We start from the raw sequence: 13,419 nt of genomic DNA, 5'->3' as shown, positions 1-13,419 counted from the left end.
ATGATCCGTTTCCTTCTCGTTCTCACCCTTCTGCTCCGACCTGCCCTCGCTCAGGAGGCGCGCCCGCACGTCACCCATGCCGTCCTCGTGCATGGGATCTGGGAGAGTGGGAAGTATACCTTCACCGATCTGCGCAAGCAGCTCGAGGCTAGTGGCGTCGAATGCCTCGTCCCCAGCCTGCGACCGGCCACCGCCCACAACGGGCTCATGCCCCTCGCCGAGCAATTGAAGTCGGAAATCGATGACGCCTTCGGCCCCGATCAGGAGTTCCTCATGATTGGTTTCAGCATGGGTGGCATCGTCAGCCGGGCCTACCTTCAGAGTCTCGAAGGAGCCTCAAGGTGTCAGGCCCTCGTCACCATTTCCTCACCCCATCAAGGAACCCGCACCGCATTCCTCCACCCCGGAGAGGGCACGCGCCAGATGCGTCCGGACAGCCCGTTTCTTCGCAAGCTCGCTCAGACCGAGGATGTTCTGGGGGACCTTCCGGTGGTTACCTATCGCACCCCCATGGACCTCGTCATTGTGCCGAGTCGGAATGCCGAATGGGACCGGGCGGAGAACGTGGTGGTCCGCTGCCCGCTCCATGCCCTGATGAGTGACTCGGATCAGGTCAGAGCCGACCTATTCACCCGCTTCGAGTTTCCCCGGGTGGCTCCACCGATCAAGACGCGGACCGTGATGGGTCCACCTCACCGGCGGTGAATCTCTCGTCCGGCCTTCAGGACAGCGCGGCGAGTAACTTGTCGAAGTGTTCCTTCGGCCTGACCTTGGCGAGCACCGTCTCGACCCGCCCCTCGGCATCGATCACGAAGGTCGTCCGCTCGGTGCCCATGAAGGTCCGGCCATACATCGATTTTTCAACCCAGACGCCGTAGGCATCAACCATCTTCTTCTCCGGATCGGCGAGGAGCGGGTAAGGCAACTGCTGCTTCTCGATGAAGCGGGCGTGGCTCTTCGCATCATCCACGCTCACACCGAAAATCTCAGCCTTGTTTCTCAGCTCGTCCCATCCGTCCCGCAGCGCACACGCCTGAGTAGTACACCCCGGCGTCGCATCCTTCGGATAGAACACCAGGACCACGCGCTTGCCCTTCAAGCCAGCCAAGCTGACTTCACCGGTTTCAGCGCCCACCACCTCAGCCGTAAAATCAGGTGCCTTGTCACCTACTTGGGGTCTCATGAAACCAACGCTGAAGCAGGAAGCCCACCTTGCCAAGCCACTCCTCGTCGAGGTTCACCTCGCCCGATTGCGGGAATAACGCGTGGTCGGTGACATCGGGGATACGGGAGATACCGTACTACCACGCCCCCGCTGCGCCGGGCTTGTCGTCGTGGCACGTGCACGTGAGTTCCCTGATGAGGGAACTGCCCGTGGTGCAGGACTCACCGGACGAGCGGCCTGCGGCGGATTCACCCGGTTCCCCGCGGTCGATGGTGGACGGCTCTGATTTCGACCGGAACTCGGGTTGGCCCGGGTCGTTGGGGTGACTCGCGGTAGCGGTGTGGATGGGCTCACGATCCCCGCCCGTGTCTGGTTCTGAGTCTGCTGCATGCGGCGGTTGGTCGTCGTCTGCTGCTGGGCGGCTCTCTGCGCTTGCGCAGCCCAGGCCGCCTGCATGGCTTGCTGCTGACGGACCATCGCTTCCTTCAGCTGGGCCTGACGCGGATTCACGGCGGCTTGACCATTCGCGGACCGTCCATTCCCCGCCGCCACCGGCGGTGCCACTGGAGGACTCACGCTCTCAGCTTCGGCAACCCCATCCATCGGAGCCGAGCTTCCCGGGACCGGCCGCGGCCGGGGCTGAGGTTCGGGAAGGGGACGCCCGATGGTGGCAACCGGACCTGTGGGCACTTCACCTCGACCCTCCCGGCCCCGGCTGGCAGTAGGCTCAGGGGCGCGCTCATCCACCTGTCCGACCACTGGAACCGACCGGCGACCGGTGCCCAGAGGCTCAGCACGGGCCACGATGGATTCTTCTGCACTCCGTCCCTCCTCCGGAAGCGCCACCACGCCGGGCGGCAGGAGTTCACCCAGCGCAGGCGGCACATTCGCCCGGGGCCTCGTCGGCTCCTGCCGACGATCCACCACAACCGGAGCGGAGGCACGCGGCGCGACGGGCGTCCGCGGTCGTTTTGACAAGGATTCCTTCAGTCCAGCCATCCGGTCACGGTAGGCCAACTGGGCCGTCGCCACCGCCTTGCGGTTGGCCTCCAGCTCCGAGCTGTCTCGACCCTGCCAGACATCGGCCTGCTGGGACTCATGACGCCGATCATCCCGGTACCGGGCCAGCCACGATTCCGACCGTGTTTCCAACGGACTCGGAATCTCTTCGATGCGGCCAGCCACCCGATCCGGGCCCAGCCGGAGATTCCAAGGAACATCCACACTCGGATTGAAAACATTCCAGGTCCGTCCCTCCGAAAAACCATGTCGGGCACGCTCACTGCGCAGGCCGCCAACGGGATCGAACGCGAGCTCATTGATCGGCCACGGTCTTCCCACGGCCTCGCGAAGCAGACACCACTTCGGCCCTCCCGAGATGATGCGCCCACCTCGATGATGGAGGTTGGTGCAGCACTTCGTCCGGGCTCTCAAATAAGCATTTCTTCCTCGGGGCAGGCAGTGCTTCCACGCGCTGTCGGCCATGTGCCGGGACTCGACGAAACAGAAGGCCTCATCCGGAATGCACAGTTCACGATCCGCGCCACGCCCCCAGGCCCTTCCCCGTCCCGCCATGCTCTCGGGCGGCAGCGGCGCCCATCCGACGTGGCCGTTCCCCTCCCGCCACGCACACCACGATGGCGCCCACTTTTTCCCGGGAACCCAGCACCATCCCCGCCGTGGGATCTCACACCATCTCCCGTAGTGATAACATGCCCACCCGAAAGGCTCGTCCGATACCCAGCACCACCCCTGGCTCGTGCATACCCAGCGACCGCAGGTGTAGGGGCGCCACGAGTTGTCCTGAACCACAATCAAGGGCTGATACACATACCCGTAATCCGCGCTCTCATACCAACTTCCGTAGTCGCTCAGCTCGTCGTAGAACAACCCATAGTCCGCCACAGGCTCCTCGAATTCCACAGGCTCCTCTGGAATCCAATCCACCAGAGCCTCTTGCCCCGCCACCTCCCTCTCTCTCTCGAAAAGCGTCTCCTCCCACTGCTTCAACACCTCTTCCCGCACCTCAGACTCATCGGAACGCAGATCCAGATCCTCCTCCCGGGCCAGCTGCCCCTCATAGGTCTGCATCTGGCTTTCGCTCACGGACGCCAATCGCTCCCTCACCGCCGCCTTCTCATCCTCCAGCCGCTTGCGTTCGGCCTCGATCTCATCCTGAGCACGCTCCAAGTCACGCTTCATCACCTGAAGCTCCCGCCTCGTCTCCCTCAGCGCTTCGACCGCCGGGTCCGGATCCGCCTCGCGCTTGCACGCGGAAAAGATCAGCAGCGAAGGAGCAAGCAGGAAAAAGGGGAAGCGCATCATGGGAAAATCCGAGGAATCTATCCTCAGACTCGCCGCCGCCCCTCCTTATTCAACCTTTCTGCCCGAAGGGCGGCTCCCTACCGCACGCCGAGAGTCGCCACTTCGTAGTCAACCCGCGCCGGACCCCCACGACCGCCAGGGATCTCGCGTCGCACCACCTTGGTGCTCAGCAGCTCTTCCATCATCCGCACCTCGAACTGGATGGCATTCGGGTAGGCCTCGAAGATCGGCATCAGCGGATGGTGGAATTCCTCGATCCTGAAGCCCTCCTCCGGGTCATACTTGCAACGGCCAAAACACCCGACCTTCTCCCGCAACGCGGACAACAGGGTCGCCTTCTCGACCAGCGACTTCGCCTTCGAAATCCGCGGACGCCACTCATCCCGAAGGGTTTGAAAATGGAGCATCAGCATCCGTTCCGGAGCCGTATCGCCGAACAACTGCTTCGCCGTCTCCAGCATCCTCAACGAGAGATCCCCACCGGCATCCGGAAACAGGCAGTCCGCCTTCGGCGTCAGACGATACATGATTTCCGGCCGACCGATCCCAACCCGCGGCATGCGCCAGGTCTCCACATAGCCCAATTTCTTCAACGCCTCACACTGATCCTTGATCCCCATGTAGCTGCCGCCGAGCCGCCTCTTCAACTCCGGAACCGGCAAACCTCCTGAGCACTTCAGCTCGTCCACAATGCGAACCCACTGCTTTTTGACCAAATCTCGGAATCCCCGTACGAACACAAGCGCAGGCTCATTGCGTGTCGCCCCGGAATCAATCCAATTAGCGAATTCAGCCCTCCCGAACGCGCTCAAAACCTCATGCCCCATGGTGTTTTGCGAGAAAATGCCGCCAAAGTCACTTTATGCGTGCAATGATGCGCATTGTTCCGTCACCATCCGGCATGCACGACCTGCGCGCCATCGCCTCCCTCTTCGACATGAGGGCCGATTTCGTTCACGCCCACCCCTACGGATCCGGCCACATCAACGACACCTACTGCGCGTGGTATGATCTCTCTGGCAAGCGGGTTCGGTTCATCCACCAGCGGATCAACCACAACGTCTTCAAGGACCCCGTCGCTCTGATGAAAAATGTGGAACGGGTCACCCAACATGCCCTCAGCCGCCTTCTCGAAGCGAATCATCCGGAAGCCTATCGCCGGACCCTGACCTGCATCCCATCCGTGGACGGCTCCGCCTGGGCATTCGATGCCGATGGCAACTGCTGGCGCACCTACCCATTCATCGAGCGCGCACGCGGCTATGACGAGATTGAGTCTCTGATGCAGGCGCAGGAAGCCGCCAAGGCCTTCGGTGAATTCCAGAAGCTCACGGCCGACCTCGGTGGTGAGCGCCTGAACGAAACCATCCCCAACTTCCACCACACTCCGACTCGATTGGAGAACCTCGAGAAAGCCATCGTGGCGGCCGACCCGGATCGTCGTGAGGCCGCCGCGGACCTCATTGAGTTCGCCCTCTCCCGCTCCGGCGACTGCCACAAGGTCACCGACCTGATCGAAAGCGGCGCGGTTCCTGAGCGGGTCACTCACAACGACACCAAGCTCAACAACGTCCTCCTCGACGATGTCACCTCGGAAGGCGTCTGCGTGATCGACCTCGACACCACCATGCCCGGTTCGGTGCTCTACGACTTCGGTGACATGATCCGTACCGCCTGCCCGACCACCCGCGAAGATGAAGTCGACCTGCGCAAGATCGACCTGCGCACCGACCGCCTCGAAGCCCTGCTCAAGGGCTACCTGAGTTCCGCATCCAGCTTCCTCAACCAGTGCGAGATCGATCACCTCGCCTTCTCCGGCAAGCTGCTCACCCTCGAGTGTGGCATGCGCTTCCTCACCGACTTCCTCGAAGGGGACGTCTACTTCAAGATCAAGCGCCCGAACCACAACCTCGACCGCTGCCGCAGCCAGTTCGCTCTGGTCAAGGCCATCGAGAAGAGGCTTCCTGAAATGGAAGACCTGGTGCAAACCATCGCAGGGCGCGTCGAATCGGCAGTGGTCTGAAGCGCGCTCCTCAGTTCACATTCTATGAAAATTCTGGTCACCGGCGGCGCCGGTTTCATCGGCTCGCACATCGTCGAGCACTATCAGGACATCGCCGGGGAAATCCGTGTCCTCGACAACCTCCGCACCGGCTACCCGCACAACCTCGATGGCTTGAAGCACACCTTCATCGAAGGCTCGGTCACCGACCGCACCCTGGTTGAGAAGGCGGCGGAAGGAGTGGATTACATCTTCCACATGGCCGCACTGGTCAGCGTTCCCGAGTCCATGAGCAAGCCCGGCGAGTGCGTCGACATCAACGTCCATGGCCTGCTCAACGTGCTGGAAGCCGCTGCCGCCACGGGCGCCAAAAAGGTGGTCCTCGCCTCTTCCGCAGCCATCTACGGAGACAACCCAACCGTTCCCAAGCTGGAAACGATGACCCCGGAGCCCAAGAGCCCGTACGCCATCACCAAGCTCGACGGCGAATACTACCTCGATCTCTTCTGCCGGGAGCGCGGCCTCGAGACCGCTGCCATCCGCTTCTTCAACGTCTTCGGTCCCCGCCAGGATCCCAAAGGAGCCTACGCCGCTGCCGTGCCGATCTTCATCGAGAAGGCACTCAAGGGCGAGGACATCACCGTCTTCGGTGACGGTGGCCAGACCCGCGACTTCATCTTCGTCAAGGACATCGTCGGAGCCCTCACCTTCGCGGTGGAAACCCCCGGCGTCACCGGCGTCTTCAATGCCGGCTACGGCGGCCAGATCACCATCAACGATCTCGCCAACCACATCATCCAAGCCGCCGGCTCCACCTCGAAGGTGCTTCACGCCGAGGAACGCCCCGGCGACGTCCGCCATTCCCGCGCCAGCGCCGACAAGCTCCGCGCGGCCGGCTGGACGCCCAAGCACGAGCTTGATGAAGCACTCGCCACGACGCTCGAGTTCTTCAGTTCGAAGTAGCTCTTCGACCGCGGATTGAGGGATCTCACTCTCGCGAGCCGAGCCGGATGCGAAATGCGTGACCCGGGCCGCGGAGCCACGGATCCTTTCCCTGCGCAAGCCGTAGCGGCGAAAAGGTGCGCACCTGAATACTCTGCCCATCGGGCAAGAAGGTAATCAGACGCAACCATCCATCGCCGCCATTGCCCTTCTCGTCGGACCCTCCACCAAGCCCCTGAGCATTGAACAGCATCTGGTGCACCTCCGTTCCCCTCGTATTCGTGTCCACCCGGTACCCCACATGCCTGCCCATGACGTGCCCGCTGATGACCAGCTTGATCTGCTTGGATGGCTGAACCAACGCCTTCCACAAATCCTCGCCGTCGTGCGTATCTCCCCCTTTGCCCGTCCCATAATGGTGAGGATTCCCCGGTCGGTCGCGCTGACCCTCACGGCGGTTGTCATCATGCATGTAAGAATGCACCAGCAATAATCCCAAGTGCCCGCTGAACTCCGGCCGCGTCAACAGCTCACGAGCCCAGTCCACCACCGCCTTGCGAGGCCCCCACTCGAGAGAAATCACCAAGAGCTTCCGCTTGCCCGGGACATCAACCACATAAGCCGCATTCTCAAGCGTCCTCGCCCCGCGAACGTTCGGCGGGCTCTCTCTCCAGATCCCACCACCCTGGCCATCGCAGACCAGCGGGTTGTCCGTCAGACCGAAATGGTTGTTGAAACGAGTCCTGCGATCCTCCGCATTGCGCTCGCCGTAGTCATGGTTCCCCGTCGCACACACCACCGGCAACACCCCGTCCAAGACCGACATCGCCCGCTTTGCCGACGCCCATTGCTCAGCACTATTCTGGTCTCCCCAACCGCGCCCACCACCAACCGCAATGTCGTTCTGCTCCACAAAATCGCCGACATGCAAACCTAGCTTGAGGTTCCAAGCCCCGACGTGATCGGCCACCCAACGCGTCATCAATTTGAAATTGGCCTGATTCTTCGCAAACTTCGCATAATTCTGAGTGTCTGGAAAAACCACCATCGACCAGCCCTCACCCGGGCCAGTCGCAGGATCCGGGAAATCATCCACCTCCTCAAGACCGCTGGCGATCCCCCCTGAACCAACCACAGCCCCGGCACAAAGCCCCAGAAACTCACGGCGATCCAGCTCGCGAGGGAGCGATTCCAACGATTTCATGCTGGTCCCCTACGCACCTCCCCCGGTCCCCCTATCGCCCGCATGAAGGGTCGACAAGACAGGCGATCCTCGTCCAGCATCCCTCCAGCACCTCTGGATGAACGTTTCCCCTTACAAGCGATTCGAGAAGGCCTTCAAGGAAGCCTATCTGACGCCCCTCACTCTCCTGCGCTACGGCACGTTGAAGCCCGACCGTGCCCGCCTCCACGGCAGCGAGCACTGGATCTACATCGACCCGGAGGACCCCTGCGCGATCAAGAAAGTCGTGCACGAACCCCTCCGTCGAAAGGTTTCCGACAACCTCATCTTCTGGCGCGATTTCAACCGCCACCTCGACCCGGACCTGATCGTCGATGTCGGGCTGAACTACGGCGAATGCCTGTTCGGCTGCGACTACGCCGACAAGGTGCGGTTCTTCGGATTCGAAGCGAATCCCCGCCTCATCCCCCACCTCGAGAAGAGCCGCGACGGTCACCCTGCCGGAGACCGCATGACCCTCACCAACTGCCTCGTCTCCGACAGCCCGGCCGAGGACGTGCCCTTTCTCGTCAATCCCGACTGGAGCGGCAGCTCATCCGCCGTGAGGGAGCTGAATGACCGACCTCGCACCATCGAGTTCAAGCTGACCGCCAAGACCGTCGACTCCATCGTCCCGGAGGAGCTCGCCAAGGACGCCACCATCCTTTTCAAGATGGACATCGAGGGCTACGAGAGCCGGGCGCTCAAGGGATTCACCCGCTGCATCGAGCAGGCCGCCGGAGCGATCGGATTCATCGAGTTCGACGGCCAGTACATCCGCTGGGCCGGCGAGGATCCGAATGACTACCTCGATTGGCTCCAGGAACGTTTTCACACCTACCGCCTCGTCTCGATCAAGAGCAAGACGATCCGCGCCGTCGACCGCTTCGAGGAAATCCCGAAACTTCACGGCGATGCCAACCGCGTCCACGTCGACCTCATCCTCGTGGCCAAGCAGACACCCGACGGTTGGCTGGCACCCGAATGGACGATCGCCACATGAACGCGTATCCCCCGCTCTCCGACGCCCTGCGTGCGGAGATTGACAGCCTTTCCGACGATCTCGACGCCGTTCTGACGAAGCGTCCGCGTCAGGGTGCGCCCGAGCTCGAAGACCGACGTCGTCTCCTGCTGGGAAAATACCTCGAGGACACCCCGCCCGCCGATCTGAAGCCCATCAACTGCATCGGCGACAGCAACACCATGTTCTTCGCCGGCTCGGAGCGGCTTCGCTTCATCCGCTACCGCCGCAGCGCCCTGCTGAAACCAAACTGGATCAACCGCGGTCTGGACCTGCTTCCCGTTTTCCGCGTGTTCCATGTCGGCCCCGCCACCGCCTGGAAAGCAGGTGACCCCGGATCCTCGACCCGGTCGCGTGAGAAGCTTGAGATCCTCTTCAAGCGGGACGTTCCACGCGGCTCCAAGGTCATCCTGTCCTTTGGCGAAATCGATTGCCGGATCCACATGGCCCGCGCCGTGAAGGGCGGGCGCAAGATCGAGGGAGTGACCGCGGCCACCGCCGACAAGTTCATCCGGCTTCCCCAGTGGATCCAGTCGATCGGCTACCGCCCGCTGGTCTGGGGACCACCCCAGATCATTCCGAACGACGAGAACCAAGCGGAGTCCTTTCCCTTCGTCGGTCCTTGGGAAATGCGCCGGGACATCACCTACTCATACATCGAGCAGCTCCGGAACCGCTGCAACATCAGCGGAATCCCGTTTGTCGCGCTGGCCGGGAAATACCACCCGAGGGATGCCAAACCCGACACCAGCTTCTTCCACGATGGAACCCACCTCTCCCAGAGACTGATGCCCCTGGCATTGCGGGAGCTGGCCGAGATCGGCTATCTGCCGCCAGGTTGCGTGCCCGTGTAGGCCATGCTGTTCAATTCCTACACGTTCCTGCTCCTCTTCCTGCCGCTCGCCCTCGGTGGATTCCTCTTACTACGGCGCTCATCGTATCGACTCACCGTGGTCTGGCTCGGCCTCGCCAGCCTCGCCTACTACGGATACTGGAATCCCGATCCCGGCGCCCCGTGGTCACCTCAGTGGCTGGGCCTCATCCTCGGCTCCTGCGTCTTCAACTTCCTGATCGGAAGGCATCTCGCACGTCATGCCTCCCGCCGCACGCACCCGCCCTCCGGCAAGCCTCCCCTGCTGATCCTCGGCGTCATCGCCAACCTCACCCTGCTGGGAATCTTCAAGTATGCCGGCCTGTTCGCCAAAACCGCGGAGTGGCTGGGGGCCACGGGAATTCCAGCACCCGGGTTCATTCTCCCGCTTGGCATCTCCTTCTTCACCTTCCAGCAGATCGCCTACCTGATCGACGCCGCCCGCGGCGAAACCGAGGAGTATCACTTCAGCGACTACCTGCTGTTCGTCTCCTTCTTCCCCCAGCTGATCGCCGGCCCCATCGTCCACCACAAGGAGATGATGCCCCAGTTCAGGATGCGCGGCGGCATCGGCTGGCACCGTCATCTCCCCATCGGATTCGGCATCTTCGCCATCGGGCTGTTCAAGAAGGTCGTCGTGGCCGACCCCTCCGCGGTGATCGCCAACGCGCTCTTCGCCACCGCCGCAGCCGAGGGCGGAAGGGAGCTGACCATGGGCGAGGCGTGGACCGCAGGCGTGGCCTACTCCATGCAGATCTACTTCGACTTCTCCGGCTACTCGGACATGGCCATCGGTGCCGCCCGGCTGTTCGGCATCCGCCTGCCGCTCAACTTCCACTCCCCCTACAAGGCCACCTCCATCATCGACTTCTGGCGCCGCTGGCACATGACGCTCTCCCGATTCCTCCGGGACTACCTCTACATCCCCCTGGGAGGCAGCCGACGCGGTCCCTCGCGGCGCTATCTCAATCTGATGGCCACCATGCTTCTCGGCGGTCTCTGGCACGGCGCCGGCTGGACCTACGTCCTGTGGGGCGGCCTGCACGGAGCCTACCTCTGCATCAACCACGGCTGGATCCACCTGAAGAAAAAGTTCCAGCTCAGAAGCCTGCCCAAACCGGTCGCCATCGGTCTCACCTTCATCGCGGTCGTCATCGCATGGGTTCCTTTCCGCGCAGGGAACTTCGAACTCGATCCCGCCGGCACGACCGGCGACGCCCTGCGCGCCAGCCGCTCGATCTTCTCCTCCATGTTCGGCTTCCACGGTTTCGAAGGACTGCCTGACAAGGCCCAAAGGGTCATCGCCAGCCGCGATCCGCTGCTCATCCTGATCCCGGCCATCGCCTGCTGGATCCTGCCGAACACCCAACAGATCTTCGCCCGCTACCGCCCCACCATCACCCGCTTCACGCGACCCTCACCGGCGTGGTGGCAATGGCGCCCCACCCTTCCCTACGCGCTTGCGACCGTCGTCCTTCTGGTCGTCATCGGGCGCCAGTTCGACAAGGTCAGCGAATTCATCTATTTCCAATTCTGATCCGTGAAGGCCCTGCTCCGTTACCAACAATTCCTGCTCATCCTCGTGATGGGCACGGCGGTGCTCGGCTACGCGCTCAATACCTGGGTCAATCCATGGCGAGTGACCCCGACCGCCTGGTCGTCGGCCGCCTTCGATGACTACCGGGCCATCGACAATGAATGGAACCGCACCGCCAAGGCAGGCCTGGCCGCATCCGGCGACTGGGACGCCGCCCTGTTCGGTTCATCCCGGGTCGACATCGCCTTCGACCCCGAGCACTCACTGTTCGAGGGAAGGAACTGCGCCAACCTCGGCCTGAACGCCGCCAGCATCTCCGAAAACCACCGGATCTTCAGCTACTTCATGGATCACCACGATCCCGAGTTGCTCGTCTTCGCCATCGACCCCGGCGACCTCACCACACCCCATTCAACTTTCAACCTGACAGATTTCTCGCTGTCCCCGCTGAATCCCGACGCCGATCCGATCGAGCGGGAACTCCGCTACCGCGAAGGCATCTCGACCCTCGCTGCTTCCTTCGACACCATCCAGCGCCGACTTCAGCACAAACCCGCCGAGCACACTCCGCAGGGCTTCCGGCGCGACGCCCCATTCCCCGACAACCAACGCCAACTCATCGCCGGCCTCTACCTCGCCACCACCGTGCGCATGGTGAAAGGGCGCACCCGATACGGCCAACTCGATCCGACCAAGTTGGACCTGCTCGATGACGTCATCGAAAGGTGTCGGACGGAAGACTGCCGGCTCGTCATTCTCCTCACTCCCAATCACGGACTCTTCCAACTCAGCTACGAGGAACTCGGCGATCCCGACCCCATCTTCGAAGCCGACCGCCGCGCGCTGGCGGAGCGAGCCACCCACGGGGTGGAAGTCTGGGACTTCCTCGATGCCCACCCCATCAACTCGGAGCCCCTGCCGCCCGCCGAACCATCGAGTGCTCACCTCCGCTACTGGATCGACCTGTTCCACGCCACTCCCGAGGTGGGAAACCTCATGCTTGATCGCATTGCAGGCGAACCCGGCGACTTCGGTGTCAGGCTGACCACCGACACCATCGACGCCCGCCTTGAGGACATCCGCGCTGGCCTTGCAGCCTACCGGGAAACCCGACCCGAGGATGTCGCCTTCCTGCAGAAATCCCTCGACCGCTACCGCCCGAAACCATGAACCCGTGTGTCGTCGCCATCATCAAGGGAGGACTGGGCAACCAGCTCTTTTCCTATGCCGCCGCCCGCGCCTTCGCCGAGCGGAGCGGCCGCGAGCTCTTCATCGACGACGATTCAGGCTTCCTGCGGGACGGATATGGCCGGAGTTTCCGACTCAACCATTTTCCCATTTCGGCCAAGCCAGCACCGGCCAAGCTGCGCCTCGGGGACCCCAAGGCGATCCACCACAAGTGGACCCGAACCTGGAACAAGTGTCTCCCCGGAAAGCGCCGCAGCTACCTGCGCGAATGCCCGGACAAGGGGGCCGAGCAACTGCTGGACTTCGATTCCACCGCCCCCGCTGTCCACCTGAACGGCTACTGGCAATCCGAGGAATACTTCAAGGACCACGCCCGAATCATCCGGGATGAATTGACGCCACCGGTCTGCGACCCAGTGCTGGAAGCCGAGCTCGCCCTCAGTCCATCGGTTTTCGTCCACGTCCGCCGGGTGCGCTATTCCCCCGCCCTGCCGGTCGACTACTATCAATCCAGTATCTCCATGATGGCGGACAAGCTCGGCCGCCCCCGATTCGAGGTCTTCGGAGATGACATCGGGTGGGCCCGCAGGGCATTGGACTTCGGTGAGCACGACGTCCGTTTTCACGACAGCGAGGACTCGGACGAACTCCGCGACTACCGACTGATGTCCTCGTGTCGACACGCCATCGTCGCCAACAGTTCATTCAGCTGGTGGGCGGCATGGATCCGCCCCGATCAGGAAAAGATCGTGTGCACGCCCGCCGACCCCGGCTGGCCGGTCAAACCCGCTGCCGGCTGGATGGCGGTTCCTCATGAGGACCTGATTCGCTAGCTTTCGGTTGCGACCGAGAGCAGGTGACCTCTCACCACTCACACCCCGACTGACCCCACATAAGAAACGATCCCCGCGCCCTATTGAGACCTTTCGCTCAAACGGCCTTTCTACGTTTCATTGCGTCCGGGATTACGGGACAATCAAAGATCTAGTGGCGATCTGGCACACCGAGGCTCGAATTTCCGTTAACGTGGAACGTGCGACGAAGATATGTAGGTAAGAATGTGTGACAAGAATCTCGTTACCTTCATACCAACTCGAACGGTGAACATCGGATCGCGAGGGCGAAATTGTGAACCTCATTCTGGCG

General features: G+C 62.4%; 12 protein-coding genes. 8 read left to right on the top strand and 4 right to left on the bottom strand.

Translation table 11 applies throughout. The features are described 5' to 3' along the window. Entirely contained in the window at positions 1 to 705 is a 705-nt protein-coding gene (locus JIN81_RS02200; RefSeq protein WP_200275871.1) for an esterase/lipase family protein, read from the top strand. A gap of 16 nt (positions 706 to 721) precedes the next feature. Here the strand turns inward: JIN81_RS02200 and JIN81_RS02195 are convergent, their stop codons facing one another. The 3 genes from JIN81_RS02195 to JIN81_RS02185 form a co-directional block, all read right to left on the bottom strand. Beyond that, positions 722 to 1,183, bottom strand: coding sequence for a peroxiredoxin (locus JIN81_RS02195; RefSeq protein WP_200275869.1), 462 nt, complete (start codon positions 1,181 to 1,183; stop codon positions 722 to 724). Between the two features lie 54 nt (positions 1,184 to 1,237). Beyond that, the gene (locus JIN81_RS02190; protein WP_200275867.1) at positions 1,238 to 3,490 is read right to left on the bottom strand and encodes a DUF6600 domain-containing protein; all 2,253 of its coding nucleotides are present in this window, start codon (positions 3,488 to 3,490) and stop codon (positions 1,238 to 1,240) included. Between the two features lie 77 nt (positions 3,491 to 3,567). Next, positions 3,568 to 4,179: a helix-turn-helix transcriptional regulator gene (locus tag JIN81_RS02185; RefSeq protein ID WP_200275865.1), complete on the bottom strand. Its 612-nt coding sequence runs from the start codon at positions 4,177 to 4,179 to the stop codon at positions 3,568 to 3,570. A 212-nt stretch (positions 4,180 to 4,391) separates the two neighbouring features. On the opposite strand from JIN81_RS02185, the gene JIN81_RS02180 reads away from it, so the two are divergent. Beyond that, positions 4,392 to 5,513 (top strand): phosphotransferase enzyme family protein, encoded by a 1,122-nt coding sequence (locus tag JIN81_RS02180; RefSeq protein WP_200275863.1) that lies wholly within the window; start codon positions 4,392 to 4,394, stop codon positions 5,511 to 5,513. A 24-nt stretch (positions 5,514 to 5,537) separates the two neighbouring features. After that, the gene (locus JIN81_RS02175) at positions 5,538 to 6,455 is read left to right on the top strand and encodes an NAD-dependent epimerase/dehydratase family protein (RefSeq protein ID WP_200275861.1); all 918 of its coding nucleotides are present in this window, start codon (positions 5,538 to 5,540) and stop codon (positions 6,453 to 6,455) included. 25 nt (positions 6,456 to 6,480) lie between these two features. Here JIN81_RS02175 and JIN81_RS02170 read toward each other — a convergent pair whose 3' ends face one another. Then, on the bottom strand, positions 6,481 to 7,638 hold the full coding sequence (locus JIN81_RS02170) for a metallophosphoesterase family protein (RefSeq protein WP_200275859.1): 1,158 nt from the start codon (positions 7,636 to 7,638) through the stop codon (positions 6,481 to 6,483). Between the two features lie 97 nt (positions 7,639 to 7,735). Here JIN81_RS02170 and JIN81_RS02165 point away from each other — a divergent pair, with 97 nt between their 5' ends. From JIN81_RS02165 to JIN81_RS02145, 5 genes are read left to right on the top strand one after another with little or no spacing between them, the layout of a single operon-like run. Continuing rightward, the gene (locus JIN81_RS02165) at positions 7,736 to 8,659 is read left to right on the top strand and encodes an FkbM family methyltransferase (protein ID WP_200275857.1); all 924 of its coding nucleotides are present in this window, start codon (positions 7,736 to 7,738) and stop codon (positions 8,657 to 8,659) included. Then, positions 8,656 to 9,531 (top strand): hypothetical protein, encoded by an 876-nt coding sequence (locus JIN81_RS02160; protein ID WP_200275855.1) that lies wholly within the window; start codon positions 8,656 to 8,658, stop codon positions 9,529 to 9,531. Before JIN81_RS02165 ends, JIN81_RS02160 begins: the two co-directional genes overlap by 4 nt. 3 nt (positions 9,532 to 9,534) lie before the next feature. Then, complete coding sequence (locus JIN81_RS02155; protein WP_200275853.1) at positions 9,535 to 11,085, top strand: MBOAT family O-acyltransferase; 1,551 nt, start codon at positions 9,535 to 9,537, stop codon at positions 11,083 to 11,085. 3 nt (positions 11,086 to 11,088) lie between these two features. After that, positions 11,089 to 12,255: a hypothetical protein gene (locus JIN81_RS02150; RefSeq protein WP_200275851.1), complete on the top strand. Its 1,167-nt coding sequence runs from the start codon at positions 11,089 to 11,091 to the stop codon at positions 12,253 to 12,255. Continuing rightward, positions 12,252 to 13,106 carry an alpha-1,2-fucosyltransferase gene (locus JIN81_RS02145; protein ID WP_200275849.1) on the top strand — a complete coding sequence of 285 codons (855 nt, stop codon included), beginning with the start codon at positions 12,252 to 12,254 and terminating at the stop codon, positions 13,104 to 13,106. Before JIN81_RS02150 ends, JIN81_RS02145 begins: the two co-directional genes overlap by 4 nt. The last annotated feature ends 313 nt before the right edge of the window (positions 13,107 to 13,419 follow it).

This window comes from Haloferula rosea (genome assembly GCF_016595525.1).
Classification (GTDB): Bacteria; Verrucomicrobiota; Verrucomicrobiia; order Verrucomicrobiales; family Akkermansiaceae; genus Haloferula; species Haloferula rosea.
The sequence above is the reverse complement of the archived record's forward strand: the minus strand, read 5'-3'. Positions and strand labels throughout refer to the sequence as shown.